The sequence below is a fragment of the Marinococcus sp. PL1-022 genome (assembly GCF_033845285.1).
Lineage (GTDB): Bacteria > Bacillota > Bacilli > Bacillales > Marinococcaceae > Marinococcus.
Genome location: NZ_JAWXCX010000001.1, coordinates 489,538 through 504,978 on the forward strand (window position 1 = coordinate 489,538; position 15,441 = coordinate 504,978).

Annotated in this window: 15 protein-coding genes and 1 tRNA gene; 12 read left to right on the plus strand and 4 right to left on the minus strand. The window is 47.4% G+C overall.

The genetic code is table 11. The features are described from left to right. Positions 1-300: 300 nt before the first annotated feature. From SIC45_RS02570 to SIC45_RS02585, 4 genes are all read left to right on the plus strand, one after another. Positions 301-843, plus strand: a complete 543-nt coding sequence (locus SIC45_RS02570) for a TRAP transporter small permease (RefSeq protein WP_319630960.1) — start codon at positions 301-303, stop codon at positions 841-843. A 28-nt stretch (positions 844-871) separates the two neighbouring features. Next, positions 872-2,146, plus strand: a complete 1,275-nt coding sequence (locus tag SIC45_RS02575; protein WP_298785252.1) for a TRAP transporter large permease — start codon at positions 872-874, stop codon at positions 2,144-2,146. 89 nt (positions 2,147-2,235) lie between these two features. Continuing rightward, the gene (gene dctP, locus SIC45_RS02580) at positions 2,236-3,306 is read left to right on the plus strand and encodes a TRAP transporter substrate-binding protein DctP (protein WP_319630961.1); all 1,071 of its coding nucleotides are present in this window, start codon (positions 2,236-2,238) and stop codon (positions 3,304-3,306) included. Between the two features lie 125 nt (positions 3,307-3,431). Continuing rightward, positions 3,432-3,908 (plus strand): S-ribosylhomocysteine lyase, encoded by a 477-nt coding sequence (locus SIC45_RS02585; protein WP_298785255.1) that lies wholly within the window; start codon positions 3,432-3,434, stop codon positions 3,906-3,908. A 111-nt stretch (positions 3,909-4,019) separates the two neighbouring features. Here the strand turns inward: SIC45_RS02585 and SIC45_RS02590 are convergent, their stop codons facing one another. Next, positions 4,020-4,643 (minus strand): isochorismatase family cysteine hydrolase, encoded by a 624-nt coding sequence (locus SIC45_RS02590; protein ID WP_298785256.1) that lies wholly within the window; start codon positions 4,641-4,643, stop codon positions 4,020-4,022. Between the two features lie 290 nt (positions 4,644-4,933). Here SIC45_RS02590 and SIC45_RS02595 point away from each other — a divergent pair, with 290 nt between their 5' ends. The 3 genes from SIC45_RS02595 (at position 4,934) to SIC45_RS02605 (ending at position 8,130) form a co-directional block, all read left to right on the plus strand. Then, on the plus strand, positions 4,934-5,377 hold the full coding sequence (locus tag SIC45_RS02595; protein ID WP_413645923.1) for an Lrp/AsnC family transcriptional regulator: 444 nt from the start codon (positions 4,934-4,936) through the stop codon (positions 5,375-5,377). Then, on the plus strand, positions 5,374-6,552 hold the full coding sequence (locus SIC45_RS02600; protein ID WP_298785258.1) for an aminotransferase: 1,179 nt from the start codon (positions 5,374-5,376) through the stop codon (positions 6,550-6,552). Before SIC45_RS02595 ends, SIC45_RS02600 begins: the two co-directional genes overlap by 4 nt. Before the next feature lie 144 nt (positions 6,553-6,696). Beyond that, positions 6,697-8,130: a DUF2254 domain-containing protein gene (locus SIC45_RS02605; RefSeq protein ID WP_319630962.1), complete on the plus strand. Its 1,434-nt coding sequence runs from the start codon at positions 6,697-6,699 to the stop codon at positions 8,128-8,130. A 39-nt stretch (positions 8,131-8,169) separates the two neighbouring features. Here SIC45_RS02605 and SIC45_RS02610 read toward each other — a convergent pair whose 3' ends face one another. Both SIC45_RS02610 and SIC45_RS02615 read right to left on the minus strand, forming a co-directional pair. Further along, the gene (locus SIC45_RS02610) at positions 8,170-9,387 is read right to left on the minus strand and encodes an ISL3 family transposase (protein WP_319630690.1); all 1,218 of its coding nucleotides are present in this window, start codon (positions 9,385-9,387) and stop codon (positions 8,170-8,172) included. A 129-nt stretch (positions 9,388-9,516) separates the two neighbouring features. Continuing rightward, positions 9,517-10,869 carry a sodium-dependent transporter gene (locus tag SIC45_RS02615; protein ID WP_319630963.1) on the minus strand — a complete coding sequence of 451 codons (1,353 nt, stop codon included), beginning with the start codon at positions 10,867-10,869 and terminating at the stop codon, positions 9,517-9,519. 150 nt (positions 10,870-11,019) lie between these two features. On the opposite strand from SIC45_RS02615, the gene yugI reads away from it, so the two are divergent. From yugI to SIC45_RS02630, 3 genes are all read left to right on the plus strand, one after another. Further along, entirely contained in the window at positions 11,020-11,451 is a 432-nt protein-coding gene (yugI, locus tag SIC45_RS02620; RefSeq protein ID WP_079475578.1) for a S1 domain-containing post-transcriptional regulator GSP13, read from the plus strand. 170 nt (positions 11,452-11,621) lie between these two features. Beyond that, the gene (locus tag SIC45_RS02625; RefSeq protein WP_319630964.1) at positions 11,622-12,980 is read left to right on the plus strand and encodes a glucose-6-phosphate isomerase; all 1,359 of its coding nucleotides are present in this window, start codon (positions 11,622-11,624) and stop codon (positions 12,978-12,980) included. 135 nt (positions 12,981-13,115) lie between these two features. Further along, positions 13,116-13,191 (plus strand) — tRNA-Ala (locus SIC45_RS02630). Positions 13,192-13,425: 234 nt separating this feature from the next. On the opposite strand, the gene SIC45_RS02635 is transcribed toward SIC45_RS02630, so the two are convergent. Beyond that, entirely contained in the window at positions 13,426-13,590 is a 165-nt protein-coding gene (locus tag SIC45_RS02635) for a hypothetical protein (RefSeq protein WP_298785265.1), read from the minus strand. 750 nt (positions 13,591-14,340) lie between these two features. On the opposite strand from SIC45_RS02635, the gene SIC45_RS02640 reads away from it, so the two are divergent. Both SIC45_RS02640 and SIC45_RS02645 read left to right on the plus strand, forming a co-directional pair. Beyond that, entirely contained in the window at positions 14,341-14,958 is a 618-nt protein-coding gene (locus SIC45_RS02640; protein ID WP_319630965.1) for a hypothetical protein, read from the plus strand. A 46-nt stretch (positions 14,959-15,004) separates the two neighbouring features. After that, entirely contained in the window at positions 15,005-15,418 is a 414-nt protein-coding gene (locus SIC45_RS02645; RefSeq protein ID WP_022794115.1) for a DUF3942 family protein, read from the plus strand. Positions 15,419-15,441 lie beyond the last annotated feature (23 nt).

A 15,441-nucleotide genomic window follows, 5' to 3' on the forward strand; every position in this document is an offset into this window, starting at 1 on the left:
AGATGAACAAACTAAAAAATAGATTCATTCCAGAAAAATCGCTGCTACGGAGGATTTCAGGGCTAAAGCAGGCGTCAGCATGAATTAATGGGGATTAGGTGCTAGTATGTATAGGATGGAAGGGATAAAATATACCTAAACCATTTGCAACAATTATATATGTTAAGTATACTTACACTAACCTATTATAAAAAATTTCCATGCGTACATATTACCGCAGAATGTCAGGTCTGCATCTAACTCAAATCCAGCAAATATTTTTTAAAAATTGAAAAAAATGCAGAAATGGGTGTTTGAAAATTGAAAATATTAAAGTGGCTTGACTTAGGGCTCAAACGGACGGAAGAGGCGGTGCTGTCGCTTGCGATCATTACAATAACGGTGATGGTGGCAGGCAATACCATCAGCAGGAACCTCGGTCTCGGCGGCTGGGCGTTCGCAGAAGAAATCAGCCAGATTGCGATTTATATGGCGACATTTCTCGGGCTCGGCTATGTGGCCAGGCAGGGCAGGCATATCAGCATGACGGCATTATTTGATAATGTACCGTACAAGTTCCGGAAAACGCTGGCGCTTATTATTCCACTCGTTACAGCATTAGTGCTGTTTGCTTTGGCATATTACTCCTACGACTATGTATTGGCATCGCAGAACAGGGTCACTAACTACCTCCGGATTTCCTATGTTTGGATGGTGGTGTGGGCGCCTGTCGGCTTTCTGCTTGGAGGGGTTCAGTTTCTACGGAACTTCTGGGTAAATGTGAAAAATAAAGACGTCTACATCGCAGCAGAGCGAAAAGACTACGATACAGAGCAGGAAGCAAAAGAATCCAACCAACTATAAAATATTCGGAGAATGAGAGGAAACAATTATGCTTTTTACATTACTTGCGATAATGGTCATCTTTTTAGCACTTGGTTTTCCTATGATGGTTCCATTGATCCTGGCTCCGCTGGTGATAGTGCTGTTTTTCTTTGATGCCGTTGATCCGTTCATCATGCTGCAGCAGATGCTTGAGGGAATATCAAGCTATGTACTTCTGGCGGTTCCAATGTTTATCTTTGCAGCAGACATTATGTCACAGGGCCACACGTCAAAGCGGCTTCTTGATTTCATCGGCGCTTTTGTCGGACATCTCCGGGGCGGTTATGCAATTACCACAGCTGCTGCCTGCACCATTTTCGGTTCGATTTCCGGCTCTACTCAGGCTACGGTGGTGGCAATCGGCGGACCGATGAGGCAGCGGCTGTTAAAGGTAGGCTACAAAGACTCCACAGCTATTGCTTTTATCATTAATGCAAGCGACGTGGCGTTATTAATTCCGCCGAGTATAGGAATGATTATGTATTCTTTAATTTCCGGCACTTCCCTTGGGGATATGTTTATAGCGGGCATCGGGCCCGGCCTTCTCGTATTTGCCTTTTTTACTCTTTATGCCTACATACACGCAAAAATTTACAGTATCCCGCTTGCAGCTAAAATTCCCTGGAAAGAGCGCGGGAAAATGACCTTTGATGCAATCCTGCCTCTCTTATTTCCAGTTATTATTATTGGGGGAATTTATTCCGGCCTTTTTACTCCAACAGAAGCAGCGGCAATGGCCGTCGTGTATGCCTTTGTATTGGAAGTTATTATTTACCGTACAGTAAAGCTGAAGCAGATGTTCAGCATCGCCTTGTCTTCAGGACTCGTAACGTCGGCCGTTTTTATGCTCGTAGCCGGCGGCCAGGTGTTTGCATGGGTCATACAGTTTGCCCGTATTCCGCAAATGATTACTGATACCTTTCTCGGAGGGGACCCGGGCGCGATTTATGTTTTAATTATTGTCTCCGTCTTTTTCTTTATCGGCTGTATGTTTGTGGATCCGATTGTAGTGATTCTCATTTTAACCCCAATCTTCTACCCGGCAGCAATCCAGGCAGGAGTGGACCCGGTTCATTTAGGGGTAATTATCACCTTCCAGGCAGCGCTCGGTTCAGCTACGCCGCCATTTGGCGTCGATATATTCACAGCAAGTGCGGTATTTAATCGATCGTATCTCGATACAATCCGTGGGACGCCGCCATTTATTGTAATGATGCTCGTAATTGCCGTGCTGCTTATCTCGTTTGAGCCTATTTCAACGTTTTTACTTCCTGACAATTAACAGGAGGCTGGATGAGGAAGGAGGCTGCGAATGGCCGCCTCTCCGACAGCCCGATCATTCGTGTTACTACTTATAAGGGGGAATTATACATGAAAAAGAAAAAGCTTGGTTTGTTGACGGGGACAACTCTTTCTGCGGCAGCAGTACTGGCTGCCTGCGGCGGTGGCAGTGATGAAAGCAGCGGTGGCGGCGATGGGGAAGAAACATATGAATGGACCTTTGTAACAGAGGAAAACGAAGGTCAGGTGCAGTATGAATATGCACAGGAATTTGCGAGCCGGATGGATGAAAAAACAGACGGCCAGGTGGCGATCGAGCCGGTGGAGTTCGGCGGCCTCGGCAGTGAAGTAGACCAGGTGGAGCAGCTCCAGCAGGGCGCAGTCGAAATGGCCGTTGTTTCTCCAGGCTTTACCGGAACAATGGTAGAGGAAGGCCAGGTTTTCTCGCTGCAGTTTTTGCTTCCAAATGCTCAGGAAGACGTACAGCAGGTGTTGAATGAAAGTGAAGCATTGAATGATACCCTGGCTGCCAGATACGAAGAAGAAGATATCATGCCGCTTTCCTTTTGGAGTGAAGGGGCGATGCAGTGGACTGGAAACAAAGCGATTGAGTCTCCGGATGATTTCGACGGTTTTCAAATGAGAACCCAGAACTCGCCGCTGCTTCAGCAGACATACCGGGAATACGGGGCGGATCCTCAGGTGATGAGTGCAGGAGAGCTTTACACTGCGCTTGACAACGGTACGGTAGACGGTCAGGAAAATCCGCTGTTCTTTATCGAAGCTTCATCCTATGACGAGGTGCAGAGTCATTTAATGATTTCCAATCAAAACTCATACGTAGCAATGACGACAGTGAATCCACAGTTCTATAATGAGCTTCCGGATGATCTGAAAGAAACCTTCGATGAGACCGTAACGGAAATGCAGGACTGGGTGTATGACGAGCAGGTGGAGCAGAACGAACAGGCCCGCGAGACAATGACCAGTGATTCCGATATTGAACAGGTCGAATTGAGCGAGGATCAGCGTGCTGAATTCCGGGAAGTTACTCTTCCGATGCGGGATTACTACGTAGAGGAAGTCGGCGGTGACGCAGAAGAAATTTTAACAACGCTTGAGGGCGAAATCGAAGAAATCACCGGCGAAACAGTAGAATAGTAAATTTGTAAAACCCCGGCTGAAAGATGCCGGGGTTTTTTTGGACGCAATTGTTTAATTTGGAATTATGAGCGGGAAACGATACAATGGACAGAAGAAAATAATAAAGGAGTGAACGTAACGATATGGCAAAAGTAGAAAGCTTTGAACTCGATCATACGAAAGTAGTTGCTCCGTACGTGCGTCAGGCAGGAGTCCAGAAGGTTGGAAGCGACGGTATCGTCACTAAATTTGATATTCGTTTCTGCCAGCCAAACGAGGATAACCTTGAACCACCGACGATTCATACAATGGAGCATTTACTTGCCTTAAATATTCGTGAATATGCAGAAGACTACGACCATTTTGAAGTCATTGACCTTTCACCGATGGGTTGTCAGACAGGCTTTTATCTGATTATGAACGGGGAGCCGGCGGTAAGTGAGATCATCGATATTCTTGAGAAAACGATGAAGGATGGGGTAGAAGTTACCGAAGTACCTGCAGCAACTGAACTGCAGTGCGGTCAGGCGAAGCTTCATGACCTTGATGGCGCCAAGCAGGTATTCCGCAGCTGGCTTAACCAGGATAAAGCCTCACTCGAACGTGTATTTGAAGCATAATTTTTAAAGCATCCTCCCGGTTGGTCCGGGAGGATGCTTTTATTTGTTGCCACTGTAAGTTGAAGCCCAGTATATAAAAAAGCTTCCGGGCTGCCCGGAAGCTTCAAGTGTTTATGAAGAATGAGTCGGCTGCGGAAGCTCCTGGGCTTCCTGGATGATTTTTTCCAGATCATAGTCAGTGCTGTCCCTGGTGTCGGCACCAAGCACCTTATTCATCAAATTAATGGCTTCTTCATTGGCATCCATACTGTTTGATGCGGTGCAGTCCTGCGGAACCATTAATTTATACCCGCGCATATAAGCATCGTTTACTGTAAAGTGGACGCACATATTACCGGCAACGCCGGCGAATATAATTGTCGTAACCCCCAGGTAGTTCAGCAGTAATTCCAATGGAGTGGCAAAAAAGCCGGAAAACTGAGGCTTGAGTATATAATAGTCATCGTCATCGGGAAGGATTTTTTCTACTACTGGTTTGCCCGGTACGCCGTCACGTCTGCAGTATTCTACGAGATCAGGGAAATTACTCTGCCAGCGTCCGTAATTATCGTTCACATAAATAACAGGGATATCCTTTTCTTTCGCCTGCTTTTTTAAGTTTTTAACATTTTCAGCTGCGTCAAGGGCATGTGGTAGTAACTCGTCACTGTCCTTAAAATCTAAATCATTTATCATATCCAGAACTACAAAAGCCACACTGGACTGTTGGTTTACATGGGGTTTTTCTGATGCCATATTATCGCCTCCATTTTTACTGATTCCTTTTTTGAATAAATTTTAAAAGGGTTTTTTGTAATCAACAGCCATTAAAGCAGCGATTCAATTTGAAAATTTCCGTGGAAAGCTTGATAATGTTTTATATACCATCCAAAAAATATTATAAAAAAGAAGGACATGTCGTTTGGTGTCCTCTCTTAGTGTACAATAGTACACAAGAGATGTAATTTTGAAGAGAGAGAAAGGGGCTGCCATTCTTGAATGAAAAAGAATTGGAGATTCTGCACTTATTGGAGCAGAACGCCAGAATGGATATTAAAACAATTGCCAAGCTAATAGATCAAACAGAAGAAGAAGTAGAAATGATGCTGAAAAAATTAGAAGAAAACAAAGTAATTGTCACATACGCTACTGTGGTGGACTGGAGCAAGGTCAACAACCATGACGGTGTGACGGCGATGATTGATGTAAAAGTCACTCCACAGCGGGGAGTCGGTTTTGATGAAGTAGCGGAACGAATACATCGTTTTCCGGAGGTCAAAGCTTTGTATTTGGTGTCTGGTACGTATGACCTTCAGGTGGTCATCGAAGGAAAAACGATGTCTGAAATTGCTTCGTTTGTTTCTGGTAAACTATCGGCGCTTGATTCGGTTATTTCCACGACGACGCATTTCCGCCTGAAAACATACAAACACGACGGAGTGGTATTTGGCGATGATGATGATGATCACAGAATGATGGTCTCGCCATGAATACTTCCTCCACACAGCAGCACAGACTGTCACAAACCGTGCAGCAGTTAAAGCCTTCAGGCATACGCCGGTTTTTTGATTTAGCGTCTACGATGGATAACGTCATTTCCCTCGGGGTGGGGGAGCCGGATTTTGTCACTCCGTGGAATGTAAGGGAAGCGAGCATTGTATCAATGGAGAGGGGCTTTACCTCCTATACGGCTAACGCCGGATTGATTGAGCTTCGGAGGGCAGTTTCATATTATCTCGAGAACTCCTTTGGCGTCTCCTATCATCCGGAATCGGATATTGTGATTACTGTGGGGGCAAGTGAAGGCATTGATGCAGCTTTTCGGGCGATTATTAATCCGGGGGATGAAGTCATTGTCGCAGAGCCCTGCTTTGTCTCCTACGCGCCGATTATTACTATGGCCGGGGGAGTGCCCGTACCGCTTGAAACGACAAAAAAACATGACTTTAAAGTCAATGCAGAAGACCTTGAAGCCCTTATCACTTCAAAAACGAAAGCAGTGCTTCTTTCTTACCCGAACAACCCTACCGGAGCCCATATGTCAAAAGAAGAGCTTGAGCCAGTCGTAAAGGTCATTAAGGATTATGACCTGCTGGCTGTATCGGATGAAATTTACGCAGAACTCAGCTACGATTATGAGCATGCCAGCCTGCCGGCATTTCCGGGCATGCTTGAGCGTACAATTTTGATCTCCGGCTTTTCAAAAGCCTTTGCAATGACAGGGTGGAGGGTAGGCTATGTGTGCGGACCGAAAGATATTATGGCTGCAGTACTCAAAATTCACCAGTATACGATGATGTGCGCGTCCACCTCCGCCCAGTTTGGAGCGCTCGAAGCGTTGAAAAACGGGCGTGCCGATGTCGAGAAAATGGTGGCAAGCTATAGGCAGCGCCGCAATTATTTAGTGAAGACATTTGCGGAGATGGGGCTCGAATGTCACACACCGCTCGGCGCGTTCTATGCGTTTCCTTCGATTGAAAAGCTTGGCATGGATGCCGAAGCATTTGCCGAGACGTTTCTCACAGAGGAGCAGGTGGCTGTGGTGCCGGGAACGGTCTTTGGCGCAGGGGGAGAAGGGCATGTCCGCTGCTCGTATGCTACTTCGCTGGAGTCGCTTGTAGAGGCGATGGACCGGTTCAAACGCTTCATGGACCGGCACGGATAAAAGAGCAAGGACCGGCAGGTTTTCTCTGCCGGTTTTTTCATGTAGAGTTATAGTATGCTGACTTCAGTTTAAAACATAAGCATAAGGGAAAATGATACAGGGATTTACATACGTATTTTGATTCGTATAGAGAGGATGAATTTATTGAAAAATGCTATTCGACGCATGCTGCCGAAAAAAATCCGGCAGATGATGAGCATGTCTTACCGCCAGCAGTGGTATGAAATACGCTCGAGTTTGTGGGTGCTTCCGGCTATCTACATCATGCTCGCGGCCGTACTTTCCGTTGTGGCCTACTGGGCAGAGTTTGGCCTTCAGCCGGCGTTCAACTCGCTGCCGGTATTTTCAACGGAATACAGCCTGGCGCAGACGATGTACAGCACGATGCTCTCCGGCGTACTCACCTTGAACGCTTTTACATTTAACTCGATTCTTGTCGTGCTGACGAGCTTCTCGGGTCAGTTTACCCCGAGAGTGCTTTTTAACTTTATTGCTGACCGAAAAACCCAGCACTCGATCGGGATCTTTAATTTATGTTTCTTTTTCCTATTGTTTGTGTTTTTCTTTCTTGATTCAAGCATGAGTGAATACGTAATTTTTCCTATCTCCGGTGTGGTTATGACTTCTATTTCTGTCATTAATTTTATTTTGTTTATCAACCACGCAACGAGATGGATGCAGGTATCAAGTATTACGAACTCCATGAAAGAAGAATCGCAGCTGCGTATTTTAAATACGCTCGTGTACGATCTCGAGCCGTACCGCCCGCAGGATCCCAACCGGGTCTTCCGGGAAAAAACACACGGCGAAGCCCACGTAGTGGCCAGTGAACGGACCGGCTTCCTGCAGGTGGTGGATTTCGGTAAGCTGATACGCGAAGCCAAAAAAGATGGAATCGTTATTCAGATGGAGCGTCGCGTTGGCGATTTCGTGATGGAAGGAATTACGTTATTTAAATACTGGAAAACGGATAGCAGCGCGGACATGGCGATCAATGAACAGAAATTCCGCCAGTTTTTGTATTTGGGACACAGCAAAACGGAAGTGCAGGATCTGGAATTCGGCATCCGGAAATTAACCGAAATTGCGATCAAGTCGATCGGAAACGATGAGCCGATGACCGCCCAGGATGCTATTTACCAGTTAACGGACCTGCTGTTTTCGATTTCCAAGGTGACAAAATTCACTCCGTATTTAACGGATGAAGACGAAACGCTGCGCCTGATTATGCAGAATGAGGAATTCTCCTTTTATGTATACTCCGCCTTCAGCCATATTGCCTCATATTCTGAAAATGACCCTGTTGTTACCAACAGTCTGCTTGAGGCACTGGTCATTTTATCAAAAGCTTTAAACACAAAGGATAAAAACTGCTGCTGGCATTACGGGAAAGTTATTGCCCGCGGGTTTACCGGCCAGTTTAAATATGATTATGACCAGCTGAAATTCGTGAACAATATTGAAGCTCTTTCGGAGAACTCGGAGGACAAGGATTCGTTTCAAAGCTTTGTCCGCGATTTCATTGATCGTGGCGTTATTCAGGAAAAGCATATTCCGGAGCGTCAGTATAAAGGTTAAAAAAAGGTTCTATGTCTAATGTTGGGGTGACCCCCTCCATTATCCGGCGAGCGACCATTTATATTGATGATGCAATAACACTTTGGCCCGCAGGCGGTCGTACCGCTGGAACCCGAAGGCGTTCCGTTTGATCACCTTGGTCTGGTTGTTCAGTCCTTCCACGGTGCCATTGTGATAATCGAACGTAAAACTGTTCAGGATTTCGGTCTGCCAGCGCCGGACGGTGGCGGCAGCCTGGGCCATGTCCGGGCACCCGCTCGCTTCCACCTGCCGGTAGAAGGCGTACAGATCATCCCGGATCGCGCCGGCCTGGCCGGTTGTCATCCGGCGCTTGCTCCGCTCAAACCAGGCCCGAAAGGCTTCTTTGAGTTCATATGCCGTCCGGAGCTCTTCCGACTCGGCCAGGTAATAGTCCCGGATCTTCACCTGTTGGGCGGTGAGGTCTTCGGCTTTTTTGGTAAACACGTGCTTCAGCCGTTTGCACCGCTTGCGGTGGTAGGACGACAGGGTGTGCTGCACGCGGCGCCGGACCCGTTCGAGAGCCCAGTACACGTGCCGGTGCACGTGAAACCGGTCCGCCACGATGATCGGACGGTTCAGGGCCCGCCGGGCCGCCTGGTGAAAGGGCGCACTCATATCCATCACGACCACCTCCACCTGGCCGCCTTTCTGCTGCAGGTACTGCTTCAGTGTCTCTTTCTTCCGGTCCGGCAAAATGTCGACCGGACGTCCGGTAGCCCCGTCCGCCACCAACAGCTGATACTTGCCGGCGCTCGTGTCGCCTTTGTACTCGTCGACGGCAATCACCCGTGGCAGCTGCTCCACGTGCGGGAGCGTCCGGGAAGCCAACTCGTCAAACCGGCGCAGCGCCGTCGTGACTGACGTGGAAAACTGGCGGGCTGTATCGGTGAAATTCTTGCCGGTGACCAGCCGGAGGCCGAGGGCCTGATTCCATTCCCGGCTGTGCCGCTGATACCGATCGACCAGTGGATTAGCTTCAGCAAATCGCTTCCCGCAGGGGCAGGCGTACCGCCGCCGACGATAATGAAGCACGGTTGGCCGTTCAAACCAGGCCGTATGCTGCACCCGCTGCCACCGGTAATCGTGGACCCGCCGGGTCCACGTGCCACAGGCTGGGCACCGGGACCGTTTCCGGGGCACCGCCACCTGAAGGTGCACCATTCCTTCCCGTTCGTCGGTGTGGAGGACCCTTACCCCTTGGAGGCCGGGGATCGTTATGTTACTATACATATGCACGCAACTCCTATCCTGCTTGGTTTTCGTCGACGCAAGTATAACGGATATCGGAGTCTGCGTGTTTTTTTGTGTCTGTACCCCAACAAATATTATAGAGCCTAAAAAAAGCAGCCCGCGGGCTGCTTTTTTTTAGGATCCTGTGAATAAACCGATAAGGGAGTTAATGAATACGATGATAATTGCTACCGGAGCGATGTAGCGAATGATGGTAAACCATAGGAGAAATACCCCATTTCCCATCACGGATCCCCTCATTACTTCATCACGCAGGTCTGCTTTCTTAATTTTTAATGGAAGAAACAGAGATACGATTAGTGCTCCGAGAGGAAGCAGGAAGTTACTTGTCAGAATATCAATGGAATCAAAGAAGGTGTTGCCAAAAATAAGCCAGTCAGAGAGCAGCCCGTACGACAGGTTCGACGGAATGCCGAGGATGAAAATCAGAATACCGACGACCCAGGCAGTACGTCCACGGCTGTCCGGGCGTTTGTAGGACACTGAGGAAACGATAATCTCGAGCAGTGAGAATGCCGAGGTTAACGTGGCAAACACAAGCAGGAGCATAAACAGCGTAAAGAACAGCGAACCAAGTGCAAGCTGCTCAAATACTGCCGGCAGTACAATGAAAATCAGATTCGGGCCGGCGTCTGGCGGAATATCAAAAGCGAACACTCCCGGGAAAATGGCAAGTCCGGAAAGCAGCGAAATAATAATCGTTAATACGACGATAGAAAACGCTGAGTTGATCAAGCTTTTTTCCTTCGGAAGGTATGAGCTGTATGTAGCCATTACAGAGTTGCCGAGGCTGAGCGAGAAAAACGCCTGGCCGAGCGCGAATAGAATCGTGGTGCCTGTGACTGCACTGAAGTCCGGCTGCAAAAAGAAAGCAATTCCCTCGCCTGCTCCTTCAAGGGTAAGCGAACGGATGACAATTACAATAAATAGAATAAACAGGGCAGGCATCATCCAGTTGGTCGTCCGTTCGATGCCTTTGCGCACACCGCCCTGCACGACAAGAATCGTAATCAGCATAAAGGCAAGATGGGCGATACCTACTTCCCACGGATTGGAAATAATCGAGCCAAACAGAGCTCCGTAATCCGTCCCTTCACTTGCAAGACCTCCAAGGCTCCGGACGAAGTAAATAATAATCCATCCTCCGACAACGGAATAAAAAGATAAAATTAAAATAGCACAAATCATGCCCATGATACCGTTGAAAAACCAGGGAGTATTCGGCGCAATAGTTTTATAGGCCGGGACCGGCGGCTTCTGGGTGCGGCGCCCCACTACAAATTCTGCTATTAATAAAGCGGTTCCGAGAATAAGCGTAAAAACAACAAAGATCAGAAAAAAAGCCCCGCCGCCGCTGGTTCCTGCGACATACGGCAGACGCCAGACAGCGCCCAGACCAATGGCAGATCCGGCTGCTGCTAATACGAACCCAAGCCTCGTCCCCCACTGTTCACGTGGTTGGCTCATAGTAGGTTCCTCCTTAAAATTAATTTATTCCTTTAAAGTACCGAACATACGGGACTTTTGTCAAGAACAGGCCTTGAGTTTATCGATTGCCGAATCCCGAAAATAATGCTATAATTTGAAAGTTAATAAAAAGTTATAGGAGTTGTTTGAATGTCAGTACAGCAATATGAAGTAGGCGCAATCGTCGAGGGGAAAGTAACGGGGATTAAACCATTCGGCGCGTTCGTTGCGCTCGACGGAAATAAACAAGGATTGGTTCACATTTCTGAAATTGCCCACGGCTACGTGAAGGATATTAACGAAGCACTGTCAGTAGGCGATGAAGTTAAAGTGAAAATCAAATCCGTCGATCAGGAATCAGGAAAGATTTCTCTTTCTATCCGGGATACTCTTCCGGCACCGGAAAAAAGCGAAAGCCGTCCGCAGAGCCAGGCACCGCGTCAAAGCAAAAGCAGCGGCCGTCCAGCCCAGCAGAGCAATAACGACACCCAGGGATTTAATACTCTTGAAGATAAATTAAAAGACTGGCTGAAGCAATCCAATGAAATTCAGGCAGATCTGAATAAGCGGGTACGGAAATAATCATTCCCGTTTTTAGAACCGTCGCTTTCGAGCGGCGGTTTTTTTATACAGTGGGAACGGGTACAGGTACTTGAAGAACGTTTTGCGGGCGCTCTGGTTTTTCTTTATAATAGAGAAGGGCTATAGAGACGGAGAAAAGATAAAGCATATTTAAGGGAGGCAGTAATAGTATGGCAAAGCAAATTGAAGTGAACAGCAAAAATATTTCTCAGGAAATATCAGAGCATGAGATCGAGCAGCTGCAGCCAATGGTGGAAACGGCCCATCGCATGATTCACGAAAAAACCGGTGCCGGTTCAGAATATCTTGGGTGGGTAGATCTTCCGGATACATACGACAAGGAGGAATTTTCGCGCATCCAGCAGGCAGCGGAAAAAATCAAAAAGGATTCGGACGTGTTGATTGTAATCGGTATCGGGGGTTCCTATCTCGGAGCCAAAGCGGCCATCGACAGCTTGAGCCATTCGTTTCGCAATCAGCTCGACGGCTCTAAACGGAACGGCCCGGAAATTTATTTCGCCGGTCACCAGATCAGTCAGCGCTACATGCATGACCTGCTTGAAATGGTGGAGGGCAAGGACGTATCAGTGAACGTCATTTCAAAATCCGGAACTACAACAGAACCGGCTCTTGCGTTCCGGGTGTTCCGGGACTGGCTCGAGAACAAATACGGGGCAGAGGAAGCGGCTTCAAGGATTTACGCTACGACAGACAAAAGCAAGGGTGCTTTAAAAACGCTGGCTGATGAAAAGGGCTATGAAACATTCGTCGTGCCTGATGACGTCGGAGGCCGTTATTCCGTTCTTACAGCTGTTGGCCTTCTGCCTATTGCAGCGGCAGGTCTGGACGTGGAAAAAATGATGGACGGGGCAGCTGCTGCCATGGAGGCAGGAAAGCTGCAGAGCGTAAAAGAAAACTCAGCCTACCGTTACGCTGCTATCCGTTACGCTGCGCATCAGAAGGGGAAAGACATTGAACTGCTGGTGAACTATGAGCCGCACATGCACTTTGTATCTGAATGGTGGAAGCAGCTGTACGGGGAAAGCGAAGGCAAAGATGGCAAAGGGCTGTTCCCGGCTGCAGTCGATTTCTCCACAGATTTACATTCAATGGGGCAATATATCCAGGAAGGCCGGCGTCATTTGCTTGAAACAGTGCTTCATATTCAGGATGCGGGGAGCGCTCTGGAATTGAAAAACACCGAGGATGACCTGGACGGATTAAATTATCTTTCCGGTGAAACGATGGGCTTTGTCAACGAGAAGGCGTTTGAAGGAACGCTTCTCGCGCATACGGACGGAGGCGTACCAAATATTATTATTGATATTCCCGAATGGAACGAATATTACTTTGGATACCTCGTTTATTTCTTTGAAAAGGCGTGCGCCGTGAGTGGCTATATGCTCGGCGTCAATCCATTTGACCAGCCGGGCGTGGAAGCTTATAAAAAGAACATGTTTGCACTTCTTGGCAAACCAGGATTTGAAGAGCGTCAGACAGCGCTTGAAACGCGCCTGAATGAAGAGTAAGCAGAAAAGCAGCCTGCCGATAGGCAGGCTGGGTTTTTTCCGGAGCTGCACAAAAACGTGAAAAAAGGACTTGTCAGATAGAGGCAGACAAGGTACAATGTTTTTTGTCGGCTGATATTTTATCGGCAAAAACATGGGGCCTTAGCTCAGCCGGGAGAGCGCTTGGCTGGCAGCCAAGAGGTCAGCGGTTCGATCCCGCTAGGCTCCACCATACATATTACGTCAACGACACTGGTTTGAGAATTACTTCTCCTCCGGTGTCGTTTTTGTATTAGTAAGTATATCTACTTTTTTTAGTTACAAAACTTGCCGATTAAAACCAGGTGAGGTATTATATATTCATTCCAAGATACATACTACGCCAACGACGCCGGTTTGAGGGACTATCCTCGGCCCGGCGTCGTTCTTTGTTTCGGCGGTATGTGTTTAGGCTGACAGTCTCGGCCTATTTATAATAGAGATTTTCGTTGGACAACGGAATCGATGCATGACAGTTTTCGCATGGCTGTTCGTTTCCGGTAACGTTGGCATCAGTGCCCAGCGTTTCCGGGGGCATTTGAATGGAAGCTGTGTTTTCGTGCCCGCATTCCGGACATTTCACCATTAACATTGATTATTCACCTCGCTTTTTGTAATGGTTTTCCCGCCCCTCCAGGGGTTATAACTTCAATTGTAAGAAAAATTTGTTAAATAAGAAGAAATGATTCTTTTGGCCTTGGTGCATATTCTTCGGAGAATATAAAAGAACGTGCTGCAGGAGCAGGGCGTTTTTTTCAGTCCTTCCCCTGAAATTGTTCATAAATGCAATTAGTAAATTATGAGGGGAAAGGCGGTGTAGCAGTAAAAGCCGCGCAGCTGACAGGTTATTGCGCAAATTCCTGCGCCCAGATTTAGGATATTTTCCGGGAGCCTACGACTAATGGGTATGTGAAAGAAGTACTGTTTTGGAAAGAGAGCGAAAAAACAGCCGGAAGCTGCTGATTATTGGGTAAGATAAAGGTACATATCCAAGAGATAAAATAATAGAAAGAATGAAAGGAAAGGAAAGGAGAATTCCATGAGTTATACTGCCAGTGAATTAGTTTTCAGCCAGACCTTTAACTGCTGGAGCCGTATTTCGTACTTATATCAGTGTGAACCGAAAATAGTAACTGTATCGATTTTTCCTGAAGCTGGCAGAAGAAGTACCCAATTTAACGCTGACACATTGAGTATCGAAGAGTTTTGGAGGGTTTGCCACGAAAAATTCAAAGCCGATTTTCCAGAAAAATAAAAATGGCGATGCTTTCAGGGAACGTTTGCCCATGTGCTCAGAGGGTAATTACCAATAGATACAAGGAATGTTAGAAGAGGTGAAAATATGACTGCCGGACTATTATTAAGCGCTGTTCCACCCAAGGGGCATCCTTTTGTGATGATCGCCACGGATTCGAAGGGGGCAAGTCTTGAGGGCGGACCGGCGGATGAAAAGGCGCAGAAGGTATTTGACGCCGAAAATGCACTGCTGGCTGTAAGTGGTGTGGCGACAGACGCCCACCGGGCCCAACTTGTGGAAATACTTGAAACACATAAAGCACAACCGATTGATAAAAAAATGCAGCTGGTGTTTGACGAAAGCATGGCTGTGAAACGCGAGCTTGGCTTAAATATGACTGCTGCGATTATGCAGTTTGACGAAAACGGGAATCCACAGGTAGCGTTCTGCTATGTCGGCACGGATGAAGGAGACCGGCAGTTCAACCCGTATACGTTCGACCGCCGGGTGCCTGAGGTCAATCACGCTTATTTTGGTGAAGACAAAGAAGGGGTCACAGACTTCCGAAAAAAGCTGGATGAGAAGCTCGATAAAAAAACAATTACCCCGGACCACCTCCGGGAATCTGCCGGATGGTTTATCCGGAGGGCAGCAGAGGCATTTCCCGAAGCGGTTAATGCAAGGGTCCAGACGAAGGTGAAGGTCTTCAGGCCCGGATTGTGAGCCGGCACAGAACATATTAATATGCAATTGAAAGGGGATAAAACTAATGAGCTTTGAAAATACATTCGCCACTAAAACACGTAAATATTTAAATATTGATGCTCAGCCCGAGCAGCAGCTGATCGAATCTACGGCGAGGGAAATCATGTATTATTTCATGGATCTTGAAGAGGAATTTAAAAATATAAACGACCGCAAGTTTCATATTGAAGCGGGCTTTCATGAAAGCTATATTAAAATCAACAAGCGAAAGCTCACTTTTGAGCTGAAGCATATTCCTTCCCACCGTATCACTATTATTCAAAAGGTGAATGGCAGTAAAGCCCATATAGACCATATTATCGCCAAAGACGATGAAGCCCGCAGTGAAGCAGATGAAACCCCCTTCAGCCGTGATTTAATCCGCCGGTATCTGATCCAGACATTCGGGGATTCTCTCGACTTAAGTAATATTTACTGATGCCCTCTCCCGGAGGGCATTTT